Annotated in this window: 19 protein-coding genes and 1 tRNA gene; 13 read left to right on the forward strand and 7 right to left on the reverse strand. The window is 41.5% G+C overall.

Features of this window, described 5'->3' with window-relative positions; translation table 11 throughout:
• Positions 1 to 495: 495 nt before the first annotated feature.
• On the reverse strand, positions 496 to 1,452 hold the full coding sequence (locus AAEU30_RS18720) for a methylenetetrahydrofolate reductase (protein ID WP_421961843.1): 957 nt from the start codon (positions 1,450 to 1,452) through the stop codon (positions 496 to 498).
• 257 nt (positions 1,453 to 1,709) lie between these two features.
• On the opposite strand from AAEU30_RS18720, the gene AAEU30_RS18725 reads away from it, so the two are divergent.
• The 3 genes from AAEU30_RS18725 (at position 1,710) to AAEU30_RS18735 (ending at position 6,275) form a co-directional block, all read left to right on the forward strand.
• The gene (locus AAEU30_RS18725) at positions 1,710 to 4,595 is read left to right on the forward strand and encodes a M16 family metallopeptidase (RefSeq protein ID WP_421961844.1); all 2,886 of its coding nucleotides are present in this window, start codon (positions 1,710 to 1,712) and stop codon (positions 4,593 to 4,595) included.
• Positions 4,596 to 4,761: 166 nt separating this feature from the next.
• Positions 4,762 to 5,577, forward strand: a complete 816-nt coding sequence (cysE, locus tag AAEU30_RS18730; protein WP_256828228.1) for a serine O-acetyltransferase — start codon at positions 4,762 to 4,764, stop codon at positions 5,575 to 5,577.
• A 41-nt stretch (positions 5,578 to 5,618) separates the two neighbouring features.
• On the forward strand, positions 5,619 to 6,275 hold the full coding sequence (locus AAEU30_RS18735) for a hypothetical protein (protein WP_421961845.1): 657 nt from the start codon (positions 5,619 to 5,621) through the stop codon (positions 6,273 to 6,275).
• Here the strand turns inward: AAEU30_RS18735 and xseA are convergent, their stop codons facing one another.
• A complete protein-coding gene (gene xseA, locus AAEU30_RS18740) occupies positions 6,276 to 7,610 on the reverse strand; it encodes an exodeoxyribonuclease VII large subunit (protein WP_421961846.1) in 1,335 nt (444 codons plus the stop codon).
• 135 nt (positions 7,611 to 7,745) lie between these two features.
• Between xseA and guaB the strand changes: the two genes are divergently transcribed.
• Positions 7,746 to 9,215, forward strand: a complete 1,470-nt coding sequence (guaB, locus tag AAEU30_RS18745; protein WP_421961847.1) for an IMP dehydrogenase — start codon at positions 7,746 to 7,748, stop codon at positions 9,213 to 9,215.
• Positions 9,216 to 9,315: 100 nt separating this feature from the next.
• A complete protein-coding gene (guaA, locus tag AAEU30_RS18750; protein WP_394192344.1) occupies positions 9,316 to 10,893 on the forward strand; it encodes a glutamine-hydrolyzing GMP synthase in 1,578 nt (525 codons plus the stop codon).
• A 107-nt stretch (positions 10,894 to 11,000) separates the two neighbouring features.
• Here the strand turns inward: guaA and AAEU30_RS18755 are convergent, their stop codons facing one another.
• The 3 genes from AAEU30_RS18755 to AAEU30_RS18765 form a co-directional block, all read right to left on the reverse strand.
• Complete coding sequence (locus tag AAEU30_RS18755; protein ID WP_421961848.1) at positions 11,001 to 12,176, reverse strand: MFS transporter; 1,176 nt, start codon at positions 12,174 to 12,176, stop codon at positions 11,001 to 11,003.
• A gap of 87 nt (positions 12,177 to 12,263) precedes the next feature.
• Positions 12,264 to 13,526, reverse strand: coding sequence for an NAD(P)-binding domain-containing protein (locus AAEU30_RS18760; protein ID WP_421961849.1), 1,263 nt, complete (start codon positions 13,524 to 13,526; stop codon positions 12,264 to 12,266).
• A gap of 51 nt (positions 13,527 to 13,577) precedes the next feature.
• Positions 13,578 to 14,024, reverse strand: a complete 447-nt coding sequence (locus AAEU30_RS18765; protein ID WP_421961850.1) for a MarR family winged helix-turn-helix transcriptional regulator — start codon at positions 14,022 to 14,024, stop codon at positions 13,578 to 13,580.
• Between the two features lie 331 nt (positions 14,025 to 14,355).
• On the opposite strand from AAEU30_RS18765, the gene AAEU30_RS18770 reads away from it, so the two are divergent.
• The 3 genes from AAEU30_RS18770 (at position 14,356) to rimI (ending at position 15,284) form a co-directional block, all read left to right on the forward strand.
• Positions 14,356 to 14,432: transfer RNA gene (locus AAEU30_RS18770), tRNA-Trp, on the forward strand.
• A gap of 65 nt (positions 14,433 to 14,497) precedes the next feature.
• A complete protein-coding gene (locus tag AAEU30_RS18775; protein WP_421961851.1) occupies positions 14,498 to 14,836 on the forward strand; it encodes a hypothetical protein in 339 nt (112 codons plus the stop codon).
• The gene (gene rimI, locus AAEU30_RS18780; RefSeq protein WP_421961852.1) at positions 14,823 to 15,284 is read left to right on the forward strand and encodes a ribosomal protein S18-alanine N-acetyltransferase; all 462 of its coding nucleotides are present in this window, start codon (positions 14,823 to 14,825) and stop codon (positions 15,282 to 15,284) included. Before AAEU30_RS18775 ends, rimI begins: the two co-directional genes overlap by 14 nt.
• On the opposite strand, the gene AAEU30_RS18785 is transcribed toward rimI, so the two are convergent.
• Positions 15,273 to 17,954 (reverse strand): hybrid sensor histidine kinase/response regulator, encoded by a 2,682-nt coding sequence (locus tag AAEU30_RS18785; protein ID WP_421961853.1) that lies wholly within the window; start codon positions 17,952 to 17,954, stop codon positions 15,273 to 15,275. The two genes, rimI and AAEU30_RS18785, sit on opposite strands and share 12 nt — an antisense overlap.
• A 670-nt stretch (positions 17,955 to 18,624) precedes the next feature.
• Between AAEU30_RS18785 and AAEU30_RS18790 the strand changes: the two genes are divergently transcribed.
• From AAEU30_RS18790 to AAEU30_RS18810, 5 genes are all read left to right on the forward strand, one after another.
• A complete protein-coding gene (locus AAEU30_RS18790; RefSeq protein WP_421961854.1) occupies positions 18,625 to 19,620 on the forward strand; it encodes a fatty acid desaturase in 996 nt (331 codons plus the stop codon).
• 82 nt (positions 19,621 to 19,702) lie between these two features.
• The gene (locus tag AAEU30_RS18795) at positions 19,703 to 20,089 is read left to right on the forward strand and encodes a VOC family protein (protein WP_421961855.1); all 387 of its coding nucleotides are present in this window, start codon (positions 19,703 to 19,705) and stop codon (positions 20,087 to 20,089) included.
• A 44-nt stretch (positions 20,090 to 20,133) separates the two neighbouring features.
• The gene (locus AAEU30_RS18800) at positions 20,134 to 20,385 is read left to right on the forward strand and encodes a TIGR03643 family protein (RefSeq protein ID WP_421961856.1); all 252 of its coding nucleotides are present in this window, start codon (positions 20,134 to 20,136) and stop codon (positions 20,383 to 20,385) included.
• Between the two features lie 104 nt (positions 20,386 to 20,489).
• A complete protein-coding gene (locus tag AAEU30_RS18805) occupies positions 20,490 to 20,906 on the forward strand; it encodes a GFA family protein (RefSeq protein ID WP_421961857.1) in 417 nt (138 codons plus the stop codon).
• Positions 20,907 to 20,965: 59 nt separating this feature from the next.
• On the forward strand, positions 20,966 to 21,193 hold the full coding sequence (locus AAEU30_RS18810) for a hypothetical protein (RefSeq protein ID WP_421961858.1): 228 nt from the start codon (positions 20,966 to 20,968) through the stop codon (positions 21,191 to 21,193).
• On the opposite strand, the gene AAEU30_RS18815 is transcribed toward AAEU30_RS18810, so the two are convergent.
• The gene (locus AAEU30_RS18815) at positions 21,171 to 22,367 is read right to left on the reverse strand and encodes an MFS transporter (protein ID WP_421961859.1); all 1,197 of its coding nucleotides are present in this window, start codon (positions 22,365 to 22,367) and stop codon (positions 21,171 to 21,173) included. The genes AAEU30_RS18810 and AAEU30_RS18815 overlap by 23 nt on opposite strands.
• Positions 22,368 to 22,563 lie beyond the last annotated feature (196 nt).

Here is a 22,563-nt window from a genome sequence, read left to right on the forward strand (position 1 = left end):
AGGAACGGTTTTAAGCTGCTTCCGCTTCGCTCCATCAACTTAAAGCACGTCCTGTTCTACAGGCGTTGAGGCTGTGGGGTTACCCTTTTTAGGGACTTAACTTCCTAATTTGGATTGTTCGCTTTTTAACCTTGAATCCACTGGGTGACTGTGATCTAATAGATATTATTCACCCACGGTAAACTGTTATGGCCCACTACAAGCCTGACTTATCCTGCCAAAACAAATTCATTCCTATCAATTCTACAAGGGCCCTTGCTTCCAAGCGGCAACTTTGGGGCTGGTGATACCACATGCTATAGCAAGTCGGGATTAGAATCTGTATTACTCTTAAGTGCAGCGTTTCTTAACCTCTTTGTGAATAATTCACTAAGTTTGTTGCACAAAGAGAAGGAAACGAAACTAAATACTTTAGCTGGCTTATTCTATGTCGCTTATCATCATTGCCCGAAGCCCGAAGCCCGAAGCCCGAAGCCCGAAGCCCGAAGCCCGAACTTAAGCTATTTGCTTCTCAGCTAGATTCAATTCCATTGTCGCTTTTAATAAACGATAAAGGTTAATTGATGCATCAATCTCTTCTTTACGGTTGGTTAAACTTTCAATGTTTAAACCCAGAGGCACATCTAAATGGGCGCAGCTTTGCAAAATAAGATCTAGGTTTTCACGGCAAATACGCACTGATTCGCTCAATGGCTTTTCAGAGTCAAGCATGCGCCATTTGGTTGCCTCAGGCACTGAAATACCTAGCCACTGCATAAACTCAAGTGTTTTTTCACTGCCACACGGAGTGAACGTTAAGATGATACGATTAGGCTTAATGCCTTGTGCTTTGCAGCTTCGCGCATAGCTGGTGATCAAATCAATGGTATCTTGTGCATTGTAAACGGCTTGCGATATAAAAAACTGACAGCCCTGTGCGGTTTTCTCAAGTAGACGCTCATGTTCGTTACGCTTGCTAGCATGGCGCTCAGCGATAGTTACGCCACCTAAAAAGAAATCATCGGCTTGCTTAGCAAGCGTTTTGTATGCATTTGGTAAGCTTAGTTTGATATCGCCATCTGATGAGGGACTACCAACGAGTACCAAGTTTTTTAGATCAAAATCATTTTTAGTTTCGTCAAGCCACTGGTTAAATTCAGCTTCACCGCGCTGGGCAACACTCTTATAGGTGATTACATCTTGGCGTGATAATTGACGTAACAAGCGGCTGTATTCACGAGGATCAACGGTTTGCTTAAATGGAAAAGGGCGAGGCTTGGCGGTACGGCTACTTTCGTCTTGGATGTCGTAGATTACAACGCCATCATATTCAATTTCGTGTAAGCGGCCTAACAGCTTTTGTGCAATGGTTTCTAATTGGGCTTTATCGGTACCAATACGCGGTGGTGTGGTGCCAATTAAGTAAACACCCTGATTGGTGTCTTCAATTTTCTCTTGTAATGATAAAGCCATAATCCTCATTCCAGCCAATTAACGTTCTATGCTTAGTAATATAGCAGCCATTTAGACGTCTAGATAGATTTTTTTATTGAAACTTTCTCAATCTATATGAATTTACTTCATGTTCATTTGGTTTTTAGGTACGGAAAATACACAACTGTTTACATAAATCATTGGCTTTGGGGTCTTATATTGGTTCGTTTTATTGCATAATCATTAATGTAAAAAATTTTATAACTAAAAAAATATTCAACTAACAAGGGATAACAATGAAATTTAAACTATTAGCGACAAGCCTCGCAGTAACGCTTGCATTGAGCGGCTGTGTTAGCAATAAAAGTACAACCACGATTAAAGACGTGGAAATAGAACAAAACTCTGTAGCAAGCGCCGATAGTCGTGTGTTCTCACAAGACTATGTACTCGAGGAGCTTGATAACGGTTTACGTGTAATGGTGGTTAAAACCGACTACCCAGATGTAGTTTCATTGCAAATCCCAGTATCTGTTGGATCTAGAAATGAAGTTGAAGAGGGTAAAACCGGCTTTGCTCATTTTTTTGAACACATGATGTTTAAAGGTTCAGAAAAGTTCCCGCAGGATGTCTATTCAGATATCTTGAAAAACTCAGGGGTAGATAACCGCGCATATACCACTAACGACTACACTAATTATCACTTAAATTTTTCCAAGCAACACCTTGATAAAGTACTTGAGATTGAAGCTGATATTTTTCAAAACTTAAAGTATTCAGAAGAGCAGTTTCGTACTGAAGCGCTAACAGTAAAAGGTGAATACCTTAAAAATAATGCTAGCCCAATTCGTAAGTTACTTTCAGCTGTGCGTAATGAAGCTTTTGACAAGCACACATATAAACACACCACTATGGGCTTTTTTGAAGACATTGAAGCTATGCCAGATCAAATGGCGTACGGCAAAGAGTTTTTTGACAAATTCTATAAGCCTGAATATGTATCGCTTGTGATTGTAGGTGATGTTGACCCACAAGAAACCATGGCTATGGTTAAGAAGCATTGGGGTAAGTGGCAAAAAGGCAACTATGTTGCTGACATTCCAACAGAACCAAAACAACAAGCTGCTAAGTACGTGCATGAACAAAATGAAGGCTTACCAGGGCATTGGTTGCTAGTGTCATACAAGGGCGCAGCTTGGGAGCCTGAGAAAAAAGACCGTGCCGCGCTTGATTTGCTGTCGCAGCTTTATTTTTCAAATAACTCTGAGTTGTATCAAGAGCTAGTGGTTGATAAACAAATTGCCAGCCAAATGTTTACCTACAACCCAGACACTAAAGATCCTGGCCTGCTTCATGTATTTGTAAAAGTAGAAAACGAAGAGGATTTAGCCAAAGCACGTGATGCAATCAATAGCACTTATGCAAAAGCGCGTACGGAGCTTGTGGATAGTCAAAAATTAGCTGATTTAAAATCAAACTTAAAGTATAGCTTTATTAATGGCTTAGATTCATCCCAAGCAATTGCTTCAACCCTTGCAAGCTACATGCATTTTGAGCGTGATCCTGAGGTCGTTAATCAATTATATGCCACGGCAGACAGCATCACCGCAAAAGATATTCAAGACATTGCTAATAAGTATTTTGTTGATAGCAGTCGTACTACGGTGACTATGTCGTCGCTTGATAAAGTAGCAGGCTTTGAGCAAGAAGTTGATTTAAATACGCTTGTTGCGAGTAAACAAACGGTCAAAGAGCGTCATTTTAATATACTAGATAAAACTAATAGCTCACCGCTGATTGATGTTAATTGGTTATTCCATACCGGTGCGGCCGCTGATCCTAAAGGTCAAAAGGGCGTAGCAGCACTTACAGCTGCAATGCTGGCTCAAGGTGGCTCAGAATCTAAGAGTTACAATGATATCAAAAAAGCACTTTATCCATTAGCGGGCAGCTTTGGTTATCAGTTAGATAAAGAAATGATCTCGTTACAAGGGCGTGTGCATAAAGATAATGCAGCTCAGTGGTATGCGCTAGTTAGTAAGCAGTTACTTAATCCAGGCTTCAGAGAAGATGACTTTAAACGAGTAAAGAAAGAGGTAATTGATGGTATTAAATCGGGCCTTAAAGCATCTAATGATGAAGAGCTAGGTAAAGAAGTTCTTTATCACAAGCTGTATCAAGGTCACCCTTATGAAAGCTATAACTATGGTGATTTATCTGATCTTGAAGCGCTCACACTTGATGATGTGAAAGCATTTTATGCTAAAGAGTTTACCCAAGCTAAGCTTACTCTTGGTTTAATTGGCGCGGTGCCACAATCACTTAAAGCAACTATGCTCAATGACTTAAGTGATTTACCTAAAGGTGAGAAAAGTCGCTTATCAATTCCTGACGCGCCAGAACTTAAAGGGCATCATGCAACCATTGTTGAAAAGTCGGCACAATCTACCGCTGTCTCATTTGGCTTCCCGATTGATACGATTCGCAGCAGTGAGGACTGGACAGCACTTTGGCTAGTACGTTCATACTTTGGTGAGCACCGTAGTTCTAACGCTTATCTGTATAATCGTATTCGTCAAACACGTGGCATGAACTATGGTGATTATGCTTATATTGAGTATTTCCCGCGTGGTATGTTCCAAACAAAACCAGATGCAAACCTTGGTCGTTCTGAGCAGATATTTCAAGTATGGCTACGCCCACTGCGCTCAAATAATGACGCGCACTTTGCAACACGTACGGCTCTATTTGAACTTGATAAGTTGATCAAAAATGGCATGACAGAAAAAGACTTTGACGCAACGCGTAACTTCTTAATCAACTTTGTGCCGCAAATGGTCGCTAGTCAAAATCGCCAATTGGGCTATGCGCTAGATAGCGAGTTTTATAACACTGACACGTTTGTAAAGTATGTAACGAGCCAGCTTGAAAAGTTAAGCCTTGCTGACGTAAATCGTGTTATAAAAGAAAACTTACAAACAGATGATATCCAGTATGTATTTATAACTGGTGATGGCAAAGATATGCAACAGCGCCTAGCGTCAGAGCAAACATCGCCAATGGTATATAACTCAGAAAAACCAGCTGAACTGGTTGCTGAAGATAAGGTCATTGCTGATTACAAACTAGCAATTCCTTCGAAAAACATTGAAGTACTTGCAGTAGATAAAGTGTTTCAATAAAAGCGATATAAATTAAGCTAATTAAAGTGCCCCATTAATTGGGGCATTTTTATTTGCGATTAGTTATAACTAATAACCAGAACAAATAATCACAGGGTTAACACATCTATGGTGAAATCCGTTAAACTGGCACAAAGCATATTTTGTATTAACTTAAGGCCGTCCTATGCGTCATGAAATTTGGCAACAGCTTCGCACTGAAGCGAATGAAGTTGTAACTCGCGAACCTCTTTTAGCAAGTCATGTGTATTCATGTGTGCTTAATCATGAGTGTTTAGGTTCGGCATTAAGCTTTATTGTTGCTAATAAATTATCAGATGCAGTTGTATCGGCTTTTACAATTCGTGAATTGTTTGATCAAGCTTTTGTTGATTGCGATAGAATGCTCACCCATGTTGCCCATGATATCAAAGCGGTTAAAGATAGAGACCCTGCTGCCGATACATACTTAACAGTGATATTAAACTTAAAGGGTTTTCATGCCATTCAAGCTCATAGACTCGCCCATTGCCTTTGGCGTCAAAACCGTAAAGAGCTCGCGCGATTTATTCAAAGCCGTACCTCAGAAGTATTTGGCGTTGATATCCATCCTGCTTGTAAAGTCGGTCATGGTATTATGTTTGACCATGCAACTGGCATAGTGATTGGTGAAACCGCAGTAATCGAAGATAATGTATCAATTTTGCAGTCAGTTACCTTAGGTGGTACAGGTAATGAAAAAGGCGATCGCCACCCTAAAATTCGCGCGGGTGTGCTGATTGGCGCAGGTGCAAAAGTACTCGGTAATATCGAAGTCGGCGAGGGCGCTAGAATAGGTGCCGGTTCAGTTGTACTCAGCCCGGTACCGCCACATACGACAGCTGTCGGCGTACCTGCTAAAATTGTGGGTAAACCAAACTGTCCCTGTCCGGCAGAAAGCATGAATCAAAACTTTTTAGAGGCCGAGCCTGAAAACGAATCGCACACCAGTGCTATGCTGTAAAAGTGACATGTTATAAAGCGTAGTAAAGGAATGACAACGAAATGATAAAAAATAGTCTATGGTCTTTATTGCTCGCTTTTATAGCGGGCGTAACATTAGCCTCAGGCTATTTTTTTCTAACTGCCCCGAGACCTACTCAACAACACACTGACGTAGAGCCCATTCAAACACCCCCTAAATTATCTAGAGAATCTGTTGAGATAGCTCAAATAGACGTTTTACCCAGCGTGAAAGTAGAAAAACAGCCTGTAGATAGCGACCTTGGCTCAGAACACTCTAAAGAGCAGTTACAGCAACAAGTGAAAGAGTTAAAGCAAGCGCTCGCAGTGCAAAAAGCCACAGTGAAAAACTATCAAAAGCAGCTTCGAGCCCCTTCTGATTTTGAGCAAGTACTGCTTGATAAGTTTGAAGAACAAACACGTAATGAAGAGTGGGCTTATCGTACAGAAACAGCTTTAAAAGATTTCTTATTAACCGCTGATTTAACCGTTGCGCCAGAGCTTGTTAGCGCACAGTGTAAAACATCAGTGTGTAAGTTTGAATTGGTAGCGCCAGAGGATAATGACGCGTTTGACCATACTCAATGGCGAGAGTTAAACGATAGGTTAGTAAAGCAAGATTTTTGGCAACAATTTAAAACCAGCGCCTCTACATCGAGTGACGATGATTTTAAATTGTTACTTAGCACTGAGCAGTAATTAGTTAACCTTAGATTCGATGCTGCCATCGGCCAGTTCAGTAATTAGCACATCACCCGATTTAACACTCGAGACTGATTTAATCACCTTACCTTGTTTTGATTTAGTAATGCTATACCCGCGCGCGAGCACATTTAGCGGGCTGACCGAGTCTAATCTGCCTGCTTGCATAGCAAGGTTGTTTTTCGCGCTACCAAGGCATTGTTGCATTGCTTGTTGTAATCGCGCTTGCAGCTGCTGCAATTGATGATCCGCTTGCGAAAGCTTTCTATCGGGAGAGCGCTGTAACAAACGAGGCTTTAAGTTAGCTAACCGGCGCTCTTGCTGATAAAGGCGTTGCTGCATGGCATTTTGCAGTGCAAGAATAAGCTCATCTAAGCGTTGTGCCTGCTGAGTCAGTTGGTTGCGAGGGTGGCAAAGAGTGAGTTTATGCTCTAACTGTACCGCGAGCCTTCGTTTATCCGCCACTTGGTGTTTAAATGCATTCGCTAAACGATTAAGCATTTGCTGAACTTGGTTTGTTAACTCAGCACTATTTGGGCTAACAAGCTCTGCGGCTGCACTGGGTGTTGCTGCACGTATATCGGCAACGTAATCACTGATTGTGGTGTCTATCTCATGGCCGACAGCACTAATGATTGGCAGTTCGCTTTCAAAAATAGCGTGAGCAAGCAGCTCGTGATTAAAGCACCATAAATCTTCTAATGAGCCGCCGCCACGGCCAACTATAAGTACATCGACTTCATTACGAATATTTGCCAGAGTTATTTTATCAATTAGCTGTAAATGTGCGTCTTTACCTTGCACCATGGCGGGGTAAATAACGACTTCAAGTTGTGGTGCGCGGCGCTTGAGTACCGTTAATATATCTTTAATTGCAGCTCCTGTGGCAGAGGTGACCACTCCCACTCGATGAACAACATTAGGTAAAGGCTTTTTATGTGCAGAGCTAAATAACCCTTGCGCCGCAAGACGCATTTTTAATTCATCAAATTCTTGTTTTAATTGACCCTCACCAGCGGCCTCCATATGCTCAATAATTAATTGGTAGTCGCCACGAGGTTCGTACAAAGAGACCCGTGCTCGTACCGTCACTTGTGCACCATTTTCTGGCCGATAGCGTTGACCACGATTATTACCCCGCCACATCGCCGCTTTAACTTGAGCGCGATCATCTTTTAGGGTGAAGTACCAATGACCTGATGCGGGAGTTATAAAATTTGAGATCTCCCCCGTTAAAATTAACGACGCAAATCCTTGCTCGAGCACTGTTCTTATTTCTCGATTTAGCCTAGATACGGTATAAATCGTTTGCTGTTGGGAGGTTATGGCCATAAAACGACTCTTAAAAACGTTGATAGAGGTATTTTATCATAAATATTTGCTAAATCTTATTTACTCATGCCAATAACGCTGATAAAATTTGGCCGCAATTCCTTATACAAGATCCACATGTGAGAAGTTGCCAAAATGCTTAGAATTGCTAAAGAAGCTCTTACCTTTGATGACGTACTTTTAGTACCAGGTCATTCTACTGTTTTGCCACACACGGCAAATATTTCAACTCGCTTAACGCGTGGTATCAATCTTAACTTGCCGCTAGTTTCAGCATCTATGGATACTGTTACAGAAGCTCGCTTAGCGATTGCGCTAGCGCAAGAGGGCGGTTTAGGTTTTATCCACAAAAACATGACAATTGAAGAACAAGCTAAAAACGTACGTAAAGTTAAAACGTACGAAGCGGGCATTGTTTCTTACCCTGTTACCGTTACAGCGGATTTAACCATTGCGGATGCAGTTGCACTTTCTGAAGAAAAAGGCTTTTCAGGCTTTCCGGTAACGGATGCTGATAATGTCCTTGTTGGTATCGTAACCAGCCGTGATATGCGTTTCGAAACGAAACTTGAGCAACCAGTTTCAACTGTTATGACTAAAAAAGACAAGCTTGTTACCGTTAAAGAAGGCGCGGCACGCGAAGAAATTTTAGGCTTAATGCACGAACACCGTATCGAAAAAATTCTTGTTGTTGATGACGCTTTTAAACTAAAAGGCATGATCACAGTTAAAGATTACCAAAAAGCACAAGACAAGCCAGATGCATGTAAAGACGAGCAAGGCCGTCTACGTGTAGGTGCTGCTGTTGGTGTTGGTGCGGGGACTGATGAGCGTATTGCTGCATTAGTTGAAGCAGGCGTAGATGTATTACTTATTGATACTTCACACGGCCACTCTCAAGGTGTTATCGACCGCGTAGCGGCAACACGCCAAGCATTCCCTGATTTACAAATTGTTGCTGGTAACGTGGCTACAGCAGAAGGTGCAATCGCCCTTGCTGATGCCGGTGTTGATGCAGTTAAAGTAGGTATCGGCCCAGGCTCAATCTGTACTACACGTATCGTAACAGGTTGTGGTGTACCACAAATCACGGCTATTTCTGATGCTGTTGAAGGCCTTAAAGGTCGCGACATTCCAGTTATTGCCGATGGTGGTATTCGTTTCTCAGGCGATATCGTAAAAGCATTAGTCGCTGGTGCATCATGTGTCATGGTTGGCTCTATGCTTGCGGGTACTGAAGAAGCACCTGGTGAAGTTGAACTTTACCAAGGTCGTTACTACAAATCATACCGTGGTATGGGCAGCTTAGGTGCGATGGACCAAAAAGAAGGTTCATCAGATCGTTACTTCCAAAAATCAAATCAAGCTGACAAGCTAGTTCCTGAAGGGATTGAAGGTCGAGTGGCTTATAAAGGCCCAATCGCAACCATCATTCACCAACAAGTGGGCGGCCTGCGCAGTGCAATGGGATTAACCGGTTGTGCCACAATAAATGAGCTAAACACGAAACCACAGTTTGTACGCGTTACTTCAGCGGGTATGGGTGAGTCGCACGTTCATGATGTGCAGATCACTAAAGAAGCGCCTAACTACCGCTTAGGCTAATCTAACTAACGTATTGAAATTACTGGGCCAGCATTTGCTGGCCTTTATTTATAGTCATTCAGGTTACCTGAATGCCAGTTCTTGACTAACGAGACCCTCAATGAGCAAAGACATTCACGATTCACGAATTCTTATTTTAGACTTTGGTTCGCAATACACGCAATTGATCGCCCGCCGTGTGCGAGAAATTGGTGTTTACTGTGAACTGTGGGCATGGGATGTAACGGAAGAGCAAATCCGTGAATTCAACCCTCAAGGTATTATTCTTTCTGGTGGCCCTGAGTCAACAACCCTAGAAAACAGCCCGCGAGCTCCTGAGTATGTATTTAATGCTGGTGTGCCAGTGCTAGGTATTTGCTACGGTATGCAAACCATGGCAACACAACTGGGTGGTCGTGTACACAGCTCTGACAAAAAAGAGTTTGGCTACGCCCAAGTTGAAAAAGTAGGTGATTGTGCATTATTTGATGCTATTGAAGATCATATTACTGATGGCGGTAATGGCGTACTCGACGTTTGGATGAGCCATGGTGATAAAGTAATGGAAATTCCAGATACATTCACCACCACAGCTAAAACATCTACTTGCCCACATGCGGCAATGTCTAACGAAGAAAAGCGTTTTTATGGCGTTCAGTTCCACCCAGAAGTAACACACACGCATCAAGGTCAGCGTTTATTAGAACGTTTTGCGATTGATATTTGTGGCTGTGAAAAACTGTGGACGCCAGCAAAAATCATTGATGACGCAATTGAGCGTATCAAAGAAACTGTTGGCGATGACGAAGTCATCTTAGGCCTATCAGGCGGTGTTGATTCATCGGTTGTAGCTATGCTTATTCACCGCGCAATTGGCGATCGCCTAACGTGTGTATTTGTTGATAACGGTTTACTTCGTTTAAACGAAGGTCAGCAAGTTATGGACATGTTTGGTAACAAGTTTGGCCTTAACATTGTTAAAGTTGATGCTGAAGATCAATTCTTAGCGGATCTTGCTGGTAAATCTGACCCTGAAGATAAGCGTAAAGCAATTGGTCACACATTTATTAATGTATTTGATGAGCAATCTAAAAAGCTTAAAAATGCGAAGTGGTTAGGTCAAGGTACTATCTACCCAGATGTAATTGAATCAGCGGCATCAGCGACAGGTAAAGCACATGTGATCAAGTCTCACCACAATGTGGGTGGCTTACCAGATGACATGAAAATGGGCTTAGTTGAACCTCTACGTGAATTATTTAAAGATGAAGTACGTAAAATTGGTTTAGAGTTAGGTTTACCGTACGACATGCTTTACCGTCACCCGTTCCCTGGGCCTGGTTTAGGTGTTCGTGTACTAGGTGAAATCAAAAAAGAGTACTGTGATTTACTTCGCCGTGCTGATGCAATCTTCATTGAAGAACTACACAAAGCTGAGCTTTATCATAAAGTGAGCCAAGCGTTCACTGTTTTCCTACCGGTTAAATCGGTTGGAGTAATGGGCGATGCGCGTAAGTACGATTGGGTTGTTTCACTTCGTTGTGTTGAAACTATCGACTTTATGACTGCACGTTGGTCGCATTTACCGTATGAGTTCTTAGGTGTGGTTTCAAACCGTATCATTAATGAAATCGACGGTATTTCTCGTGTTGTTTACGATATTTCAGGTAAACCACCGGCAACGATTGAGTGGGAATGATAGGTGCTGATAGCTAATACCTAGTAGTATTTTCAATAACAGTCTAAACCTTAAAGCCCAGCGTTCTCGCTGGGCTTTTGTTTGTGAGCTAGGGTAAAGTTTGAATGTTATTCTTGCCTACGTAACTTGTGCATTGCCCAAAGTCCTAACACAGGTCCAGGAAGCAGCCACCATGCTACCCAAACTCCTTGCGAATGCCATAAAGTTGTTGTCAATGCAATTGACGGAATAGTCAAAGCAAAACCTATGCTATTTATAATGGCCAATATTGAACCGACTCGCTCTTTTGGAGCTGTTTCGGCAATTAGAGCTGATAACTGAGGGGAATCTGCGATTACAGTAACCCCCCAGATTGCAAGTAATAAAAGCATAACTTCGGGCGGCCAAAAGGCAACCAACGGATAGATTAGGCAGATCAGTCCGGAGGACGCCAGAGCCAAACGCGCTACTGCTAGACTGCCTATGCGTCGACTAAGCGCTCCTCCACCGATACAACCCAACAAGCCAAGCGCGACGATGGCAAATGACATTAAGGGAACAGAATAACTCTGAGCATCTAGGCGCATTATTTCGCGGGTCACCATAAATGGAATAAGTGTCCAAAGCGCATAAAGCTCCCAACTGTGCCCAAAATAGCCGAATGCAACTGCGCGTAGGCGCCGTTCACGTATGGCTGCAAAACCGTCACGTAGCTTTGCTTTGCCGCTTGAAGGCGGCAGGTGCGGTCCATCACCTAAAATGAATATAGCTGTGCCGCCCAGCAATGCTAACCCAGACGCGCTCAGAATTGTCCACTCCCAAGGAAATCCCAGCGTCGCGCCACGCAACAAATGAGGCAGAGCAGTGCCCATCGTTAACATACCTACTAGCCAGGCTAGAGCTGATCCTACATAGTTAGGTATCCAGCCAATTACTAGCTTCATACCTAACGGGTATATACCAGCTAGACACAAACCTGTGAGAAACCTTAAGAGTAAAGCGTATGGCTGATAAGCAGCTACTAGAACAAAACTAGCATTAGCCATCGCGCCAACTAGACAGGAAATCGCAAAAATATGGTTGGCAGGTAATTTATCTGCTAGACCTGTTGTGGCAATAATTAACGTGCCAGTGATAAAACCCACCTGAACGGTTAGAGTCAACCACCCAAGGTCAGATTCGCTTAATCCAATATCTTGTATAAGCGCCAAGCCAGCCCCATTTATAGAGAACCAAAGTGAAGTGCCGCATAGTTGTGCAAGCACAATAATAAATAGAGGGTGACGCTGAATTAAATTTTGCACTTCACTCCACCTTCTCAACGTAATTGATTAAATACCCTCTGACTAAAGCGACTCTTAGTAAAGTATTAAGATCAGAGGGGAGGCTTGTTATTGAGAGCAGTTTTGGTTGGCCGCCAATAGACCACAAGTGGCTCTATCTGCTGTAGGAGGAGCGTCACTTTCTGTTTTTCTCGCAAGAGCAGATGTGACAGATTTAACCTGTTTATAGCCAGTTTTTAATAGAAATGTCGGGGCACGCCCGTAGCTTTTGATTCCCACTATATATAGGCCATTCTCGGGGTGTGAAAGTTCATCTGAGCCATGTTCTGGGACCGAGCCGCAAGTATGAATATTTGGATCAATAAGTGGCCCAAGGGCTGCCGGACTCTGTGTCGCAGGATCAAAAGAGGTACGCAGCTCAGATATTAAACCCAGATCAGGTCGAAACCCTGTTGCGGCAATTATCTGATCCACAGGGGGCAATTGACCTGAACGGTTTTGTAAGATTAATTTACCGTTTTCATAATTAATGCTTTCAATGGCAATATTGGTAAATACTTCGATCTTCCCCTCATCTAGTAGCTTTTGAATGTGCATTTCAAGTCGCCTGCGTTCTTGTAACTCATCATTTTCAGGTGAACGAACGATGTTGTTGACGGAAGAACCACGTATCCCCCATAAAACACGCATACCATCAGATTGTTCAGAAAGTTTGACTAAATCCTGCAATGCATTAAATGCTGAATGGCCGCCACCGATGACAAGTACAGTCCGGCCGGCGTATTGTTTACGGGTAAGGCCTAAAATATCAGGCACACCGTAGATAATAGATTGCGAAGCCGCAAGTTCACCAAGAGCGGGAATACCGTGAGCACCAAGCCAGTTGGGTGTTTGATATGTGCCAGACGCATCGATTACAGCTTGAACAAGAATATCGCTTTGACCTTCAGAGTTGGAGGTACGTACTATGAAAGGCGCGTTTTTCCGGCCTTCATTTCGAAGAATATCGTGATATTGACGGCTGACGTTTTCAACGCGAGTATTTAAATGCAGGTGTGGAGCAATTGCTTCGTGGGACGCCAAAGGGAGTACATAGTGCTCAAGTAATTCGTTTCCGGTTGGAAACTCGGTTAGAACAGGCTCGATCCAGCCCTTTTTTTTAAGAAGAGAAACTGCAACAGGGTCCATATTGTATGACCAAGGGGAAAACATACGCACATGGCCCCATTTTTTTAGGTTTGAAGCGACACAATCACCAGCTTCAAAAACAATAGGCGTGAACCCTCTGTCTATCAAATTTACTGCTACACTTAAACCAATAGGGCCGGCACCAATGACGGCAATGGGCAAGTTTTCAACGTTGTATGTCATAAATAAACCTCCATAATGTTGGTACTAACAACAATTAAATTAAAAAAAATCTTACGTTCCTAGTCGAGCTCGCGCTGCGACGGTCAGTTTGCCTAAAAGCACAAGAGCTGCATCAACAACCTCAGGAGAGATATCAGCTATCATTGATGCTTCTTCGTCGATCAAGGTTTTACGTATGGTTGCGTATAACTCATGGCCTTCAGAAGTCAGTGAAAGCTGAACTGCACGCTGATCAAGTGGATCTAACGTCTTGAGCGCATAGCCTTTGCGAAGTAATGCATCAACTACGCGGCTTGCAGTGCTTTTATCGAGACACATTTCATCTGCTAAGCTTTTAAGCCTTAAAGGGCCAAGTTTCACAAGTGTTTCCAGTGCGTAGCATTGGGCGACCGACACGTTGTGACAGCATATGCTTTCACGATCACGAAACTGATGCACGCGGATCAGCTGGTTAACAGCTTCATAAAGTGTCTCTGCACGTTTGAGTTCTGAGTTCATCTGTAAGTCACCATTATATGTTGTTAGTAGCAACTATATCCCAGAGGTTTATTTTCTGCAAGTCTAGAGGTACTTATTAATGATGATATCAATCAGATAATTAATTGTATGGAGTAATATCAGCTTAAATTTACGTAAGAAATTGTTATATATCTATATTTTCACTTTTTTTGGAAAGCGAATAACCCTGTAAGAGATTTTCTTAACGAACTCTAAAACGGCGGATTAGCATGCTAATTCGCCGTTTTGCTCATTTAAAAAGCAAACAAACTAAAAAAGTGATTTTTTTCTTTACCTTTAGCGAAAGGTCTCTATAATTCGTCGTCATTGCAGGGGCGTAGTTCCAATTGGTAGAACAGCGGTCTCCAAAACCGACGGTTGGGAGTTCGAATCTCTCCGCCCCTGCCATTTCTTCTTTACATCGTTTTTATTACTTCTTATATTGTTCCAGTGTTTAAATCTACTGAGTTGTTATGCATCCACGTTACGCAGCTATATTTGGTATAGAAAACCTCGAACTAAACCAGCACTTTCGCAGTGATACTGCTCAACATGCTAGTGCGGATATTCATCTTGAACAGTCAACCGAAAAAAAAACTGTTGTAGAGTCGCAAAATAACACGCTTGAACTTAACGCTGTGTTGTTAGCCGATTTAAACCGAGCCGTTGCGCCACATACAATTAATCATGTGATTCAAGCTGATGCTATAAGCTGGCATAACGACACGTTGAGCTTACCCTCAGCGCAACTTAAACCTGAGCATAAACGCGCACTGTGGGCGCTGATGAGTAAAACACGTGATAACCTTTAAAACTGTTACTGAGTCTTCAATTGACGCGTTAATGGGGATTGAGAGCGCCTGTCACAGTCATCCGTGGACAGTTAACACAATGCAATCTTGTTTGGCAGGACGGTATTTTAATCTGGCTGCATTTAACGATGAGCAAATGGTGGGGTTTTATATTGGTGAAAAAGCAGGCCCTGACTTTACGTTAATGGATATTTGCGTTGCGCCAGATTTTCAGGGGCAAGGTATCGCAAAGCAGTTACTCGCTCGGTTTATTGCCTTTGGTGAACAACATAATGCAGAAAACCTCTTTTTAGAAGTACGTGAAACCAACGTACGTGCAATTAAACTGTATGAGCTTGCTGGCTTTAGCGAAATGTCAGTACGCAAGAACTACTACCCCAGTGACAGCCCTAATAAAAATGGCTTTGAAGACGCCATTTTGATGGGGATGACTTTATTATTTGGGTAATGGCTCTTGGCTTTGGGTGTATTTTATTGCTTCAATTAAGCTCAAGGCTAAGTAATCTCGACGGTTTTTATCGTTTGTGCGGCCACGTAAATTATCTTCAAGTGCCGCCGCTGCTAGATGAATGTTAGTAAAACCAAAGCATCCTGCGCTACCTTTTAAATTATGCGCCAGTGCTCTTAACTCTTCCCACTCACCAGCATGAAATAACTCATTAACTTGCGTTAAGTGTTCAGGTAACTTGGAGCGATAGTTTTCGTTTATCTGCTGGAACTTTTCACTATTAAGCAGCGTATCCCACTTATTTTGGCTGTCTTTTTCAATATGTAGGTACCTTACTAATACGTTTTCAAGGGCATCTTTATCTATAGGCTTAGCTAAGGCCTCGTTACACCCTGCATTAAGGTATGTATCTACATCATGTTTCATAACATTGGCAGTAAGTGCAATGATAGGGCCATCGTAGGCAGCATGACGCAGCATTTGTGTTGCCTCTAAGCCACCCATAACCGGCATTTGCATGTCCATGATAATGACCTGATAATCGTTCACTAAAGCCATTTCTACCGCTTCAGCCCCGTTATTGGCAATATCAGGTTCAAGGCCCCATGTTTGTAGTAGTAACGTAATTAATACTTGGTTATCAGGGTTATCTTCAGCAACTAAGATATTGGCATCAAAACTATTGGCTGCAAATGAAAGTTGCTCGTCTTTCACTGGGGTTAACTGACTTAACTCGGTAAGCATCAGAGTGGGTTCATTGTTTTTAGTCTCTAAGTTAGAGGCTATTTTTACCCTAAAGCAGCTACCTTCACCGGGGGCGCTTTTTACGTATACATCACCGCCAAGTAATTGCGCCAAGTTTTTTGAAATACATAGCCCCAGTCCTGTACCGCCAAAACGTCGGGTGGTTGTTGTATCGGCTTGTTCAAATGGTTTGAAGACTCGTTCAATCTCGTGCTCAGACATGCCAATGCCACTATCTTGGATAGCAAACTCCATGAGTTGCGATTCAGTATCAAAGGTTATATCTAACGAGAGTAAACCTCGCTCAGTAAATTTAACTGCATTACTGGCAATATTAATGAGAATTTGTTTTAACCGAGTCGCATCTGAGTTGATTATTTTTGGTAACGGTAAATGAAAGTTAATATCGCATTTTAGATTTTTTTCTTGTGATAAAGGGCGAATGATCGAATCAATATCATGCACCAGTTGCACTATATCAAGTGGCTCTTTTTCAACGGCTAACTTTTCAGCTTCGATTTTCGATAAATCTAAAATATTATTAATAAGCTCGAGTAAGTGCTTGGAGTTACGTAAAATGGTGGTTAAGTGTAACTCATCACTAGCAGCTTTTTTACTGTGAATTAATTGTTCAGTAAATCCCATGATTGCAGTAAGCGGTGTACGAATTTCATGGCTCATATTCGCTAAAAAGCGGCTTTTTAACTGATTTGCTTGTTCAGCTTGTGCAATAGCTGACTCTAGCTGGCTATTCATGGTTTCGAGTGCTTTAGTACGGCTTTCTACTTTATCTTCAAGGTGATGCTTGTATTCTTCTAACTCATCTTGGTAGTGCCGTATTTGGTTCACCATGTGATTAAAGTCATTAAATAAAACGCCCACTTCATCATTATTATGGGCCGGTAAATAGACCGATAAATCACCATCGCCAACGCGATGACTCGCTGCACCTAAAAGTTCAATTGGGTTCAATAATAAGTTACGCACAACAATAAAAATCAGCATCGGCAGGGTGATCACAGAAATGATAACTATCAACGCAGTAATCAAACTGATAGCTTTTCCTGACTGATACAATAACGCTTTAGGAATAGTTGAAACATAATAATAACCGCCACTCATTTGTATGGCATAAATCATCCGCTCTATCTTATCTATGCTAGATAGCTCAATGGTTGATAGTTTGCCTAAATCGGCTAAGTTGTGAATTTGCTTGAGCTCATACTCGCTGATGTACTGGCCTCGTTTATCGTAATCTGAGCTAAATAAGATCTTACCGTCTTCGGTTAACAAGAGGTTCAGTGTATTGTTATAGGGTGACTCTAAAATACTGCTGTTTAAAATTGATGGCTCAACATGCAATATAATAAAGCCAAGCTGCTGTGGGCGCTTTAAATAATAATCAGCACTATAAATTCGTTGTATAAAGTAAAGGCTGGTGGTGCCGTCACTCTTTTGCACCATAAACTGTTGCTGACGTAAGTTACTCTGCAATACCCGTGAAAAAAAAGGGTATTCGGTCGGTGCAGTGTTTAAGTTACTCGAGTAGTAAGCATTGCTTCTGCCGCTTGGAGAGACTAAGTTGACACTAATAATATCTGGGTAAGCTTCGGAGTAACTGGCAAATACATCCATTAAAGCACCAAGTCGACGAGTATAATTTCCACTATCACGAAGATCGTCTGCTAAAAAGTCACTTAATACCGGCGAGGTGGATAAAAGCTTGGTAGTAGAGTGAAATGAATCAATGTAATTAAATACTTTTTGTTGTTGTTGTTCTACAAAGCGGCTAACAATTAATTCAGCCTGTTTTTGAGTAGAGCTTGTTACATTGGTAAGCGTAAAACCACCTAAAAATAATAGCGGTAAAATCACCAGAGGAGTGATATACCATAATAATCTGATACTTAGCTTACTGGTTTTCATTTTGTAGGCAGGATCCTTTGCAATCTATTCATAATTATTATGGTTATTTGCAAACTCGAGTTAATGAATTTTTCACTATAATACACATAGAGACCACTAGAAGTCACTTTTGTCACTTGTTAGTTTTAAACGTTAACGAAAACTAACGCAAATAACTTACTGCTTGAAGGGGTCAGATATAGAGGCTATTAATGGAGGTTATCGGTACTAGGGAAGGGCAGTACCGATATTTATAGGCTTGGTTAATCGATTAGACTTACATGGCACTGATAGGTGTTATCACCCACAGAAAAACTGCCTTTACCATTGTATTGATTATCAACGCCACGGGCTGCGAGCTGCGAATAGACCTAAACACCTAGCCATTACTTTTATAGTTACTTCTCTTAACCTCTTTGTGATTAATTCAATTAAAGATCTTTTGCACAAAGAGAAGGGAATGAGAAGTAAATGAGGATGAACTCGAAGGCTTAAATTAGTTTGTGAAACTCTACAGAGTCTGGTCTTGCACCTTGCCTTTTACCATAAAAGCCAAAATAAGACCTGACCTACAATAAATAACTATTTAGATTTTTCCGCTGACCGCTGACCGCTGACCGCTAATCTCGCTATAGCAGCTTTTTATTTATTCGGGTATGATCTGCGCAACTTTGATTATCAGTTGCTATTTATGAACACGTTAAGTGCCAAAGAAAATATTCAAGCTATTGTGAAGGCGATTAAAGCCGAAGAGGCGAGGCTTCGTCAAAAACATCCGCTGTTAGCCCATCAAAATACGTTAGGAATGGCGATTCTTTTACTTTCTCTTGCAGCGTTAATTGGCGTTGGTGCGCTTTATTACTTTGCTGTTATTCCCGCTTGGTTATGTATTATTTTAGCGGCCATAGCTGCGTCAATTTCTCATGAACTAGAGCATGACCTTATTCATAAACAATATTTTAGTAATCAGCCTTTTTTACATAACTTTATGATGCTCACAGTATGGTTGATGCGACCAAACACTATTAGCCCATGGTATCGCCGCAAGATGCATTTACATCATCATAAAACCTCGGGCACTGAACAAGATCTTGAGGAGCGTTTAGTCGGTAACGGCATTAAAAATCCATTTTTACGCGCATTAGTGATTATTGATGGTTTGCTTGGTTTACTTATTAACACAAAGCGTTTTAGTAAAGAAATTAAAGGCTTTAGCTTTTTTAAAGTATTTAATGCTGGGTTCCCAGTAACTACTGCGTATTTTGCCGTTCTATACAGCGTTATTGTATTTCATTTAGTGAATTTATTTATGCCACTTGAAGCTAACTCACCTGTTTTACTGTTAGATGTGATGGCAGTGTTTGAGTTTTTAATGGTGGTGTTAATTGTGCCTAATATTGTGCGCTCAAGCTCGCTGAACTTTGTTACTTCATCAATGCATTACTACGGCGGCGTGAATAATATGCTGGAGCAAACCCACGTAATAACCAGTCGTTTATTTGCGCCGTTTAATTTGTTTTGCTTTAACTTTGGTCATACCCATACAATTCATCACTTTGTGCCGAACCAGCCATTTTATTTACGCCAGATGATCAGTAAAAAGGCACTTGAGGTGATGAAAAAGCACGGTGTTCGCTTTAATGATTTTGCTAGCATTAAACAAGCAAACCGCTATCAAGCCTCTTAATATTTATGTGAAATTATTAATTGACCTCAAGTTTGGTTAAGGTTTTAAAGTCGTTATCTAATTTACTATTTAGGTAGCGACTATGAACCTTAATCAAATCACTCTTCCTGTCACTGACATCGAAAAAGCCAATCAGTTTTATCTGACTTTAGGCTTTACACAAATTGTTAAAAGTCCTCACTATTCACGTTTCGAGTGTGCAAATAAAGCTACGTTTTCATTGCTACTTACAGATGATGAGTTTATTAATGGTGCCGTTATATATTTTGAAAGCGATGATTTAAAACGGTGGGTTGAATCACTAAAAGCCAAAGGTATTGAATTTGATACTGAGATTAATGAGCAGCGCTATTTATGGCATGAAGCTAAACTGACAGACCCATCAGGAAATCAAATTAAGTTGTATTGGGCGGGTGAAAATCGATTAACCCCGCCATGGCGCGTTGATATTAACTTTGATGTGCAATGACCTAAATAAACAACCATTACGTATAGCAATATTTTGGGTGAATTATGCAATTTAATAGTGGTGATACATCAAGAATTATTGAAATGGCATGGGAAGACCGTACTCCTTTTGAGGCCATTGAACAACTTTATGGTTTAAACTACTCTCAGTTAGTTAATTTTATGCGTGATAATGTATCGGCTGGCTCATTTAAGGTTTGGCGCAAACGCCATGTTGGTCGAGTAACTAAGCATCTTAAATTACGTGATCCCGCCGTTTCGCGGAGTCACTGTAAGACGCAATATAAAAATCGTTAATCCGGTCTAATTTATTTGTTGCAAAAACTCAGTATTACTGTGTTTTTGGCAATTTTTAACGTAGAGTTTTAAACATTGAAAAATAAATTATTTTAAGGATTATTATGCAGATCACCGGGCGTTGTCATTGTGGGGAAGTCACTTACACTGCAGAGGTAGATGAAAATAAAGTAATAAACTGTCATTGTACAGATTGCCAAGTCATGGCTAGTGCGCCTTTTCGTACAGTCGTGATGTCGCAGCCTAATGGAGTAACTTTTACCGCTGCTGCACCTAAAGAATATATAAAAATTGCACAGAGCGGCAATAAACGTGCGCAGGGTTTTTGTGGCAACTGTGGTACGTCGTTATACGCAACTTCAGTAGGTGAAGGGGATAAAGTGTATGGCCTACGTATGGGGGCAGTTGAGCAGCGTGAACAGCTAATACCTAAAGCGCAAATATGGTGTCGTTCAAGTCCCGCTTGGTTAAAGGAGCTAGATACAATTACGGGTTTTGATACAGTTCCACCGAGTAAATAATTGAAAGAAAATTAGTCGTTTTGCTGTCTACTTAAAAGAGATATTTTGGGAGGCAGCTAATGTGTAGCTCAGTAAAGTCAAACCGCATTGTTAAGAAGTCACAATTTACATTCGATAATGAATTAAGTGCAGAACAGCGCTTACGTTTTGCTGCTAAAGCAAATTTAGCGCAGGCACGTCTTGAAGAGAGGGAGGAGGCTAAAAAGAGGTGGGCTGCTAAGCAACAGCCTCAACAATCTCAAAAGCAGACTTTACTAAGTCGGCTTAAGCACCTTTTTTTAAAGTAATATTGCGACCGCCTAGATAGCCGAATAGCGCACAACCTAAACTTGCTATGGCACATAACCATAAAGTAGATGCCCAGCTATTAAAGTAAGCATGCAAAGCACCTGCTAGCATCGGTCCTGTTGCTGCAATTAAATAACCAATACACTGCGCCATGGCTGAAAGCGATGCTGCTTGGCGGCTATTATGCGTACGTAAACTGACAAACGACAAACCTAAAATAAAACAGGCACCTGAGCAAAAACCTAAGGTAATTGACCAAAACAAAGCTAACTCAGGCATAAATAGCAAACCAAATGAACACAGTGCGCCAATTAGGGCGAGTGAGCTGGTTAAAACTCGTTGATCTTTTAATCTCGCTAATAACGGGATCAATACAATGCCAGGGATTGCTGAGGCCGCCTGAAATGCCCCTTGCATAGCGCCTGCTTTAACGGGCGATACGCCACCTTCAATTAAAATACTGGGTAGCCATGCGACCATAATATAAGTGAAAAATGAATTAAGCCCCAATAGCAGAGTAATTTGCCATGCGAGAGATTGTTTCCATACATTAGCTTGTACGGGAGGTGGGGTTAAGTCTTTCACTGGCATTGTGTGGTATTTAAGTTGTGGCAACCAAAGAGTAATACTGAGTAAAGTAAATAAACCATAACTTGCAAGTGCTAGCTGCCAGCCCAAATTATGCCACTCACTGAGTGGTAGTACGATAGCAGAGTAAGCACCGCCAAAAATAGCCATCGCCAATACATAGGCAGAGGTCATCACAGCGATTTTATGCGGGAAGTCGCGCTTTATTAAGCTCGGAAGTAGGACGTTACCTATAGCGATACCCACACCAATAATAGCGGTGCCTAAATACAACAAAGGCACGCTGGTGATGAGTCGAGAAGCCAGCCCCGCACCAATAAGTATTAGGGCAATAAAAAGGGCGACTTCAAGTCCGAGCTTTTTAGCAAGTAAATTAGCCAGCGGTGAAGCTAATGCAAAAGCTATTAAAGGTAAGGTAGTCAACATTCCAGCCTGAGAAGGTGACAAGCTAAAAGAGGCAATAATCTCCTCGAGTACAGGAGCGATACCAGTCACTGGCGCACGTAAATTAACAGCAATAAAGAAAACGCCGAGAATGAGAATAATAGAAGAAAAAGCAGTCCGCTTAGTTGGGGTAGAATACAAAACTAAATCACCAAATTGATGGAAAGTGATTTAATTATACCCGAAGGGTAATAGTGTTGATATTAAATTGACTACTCATTAGCCTTTAATTTTGAATAACTTATTCTTAACAATTTAAATAGAAACTAGCGCATTAAAAAATAATTAACCCCACTTTTTAAAGTCATCCGTTTATAGCTGTAGTAATCCAAATTTG

Origin of the sequence: Pseudoalteromonas mucoides (assembly GCF_049257175.1) — a bacterium.
Classification (GTDB): Bacteria; Pseudomonadota; Gammaproteobacteria; order Enterobacterales; family Alteromonadaceae; genus Pseudoalteromonas.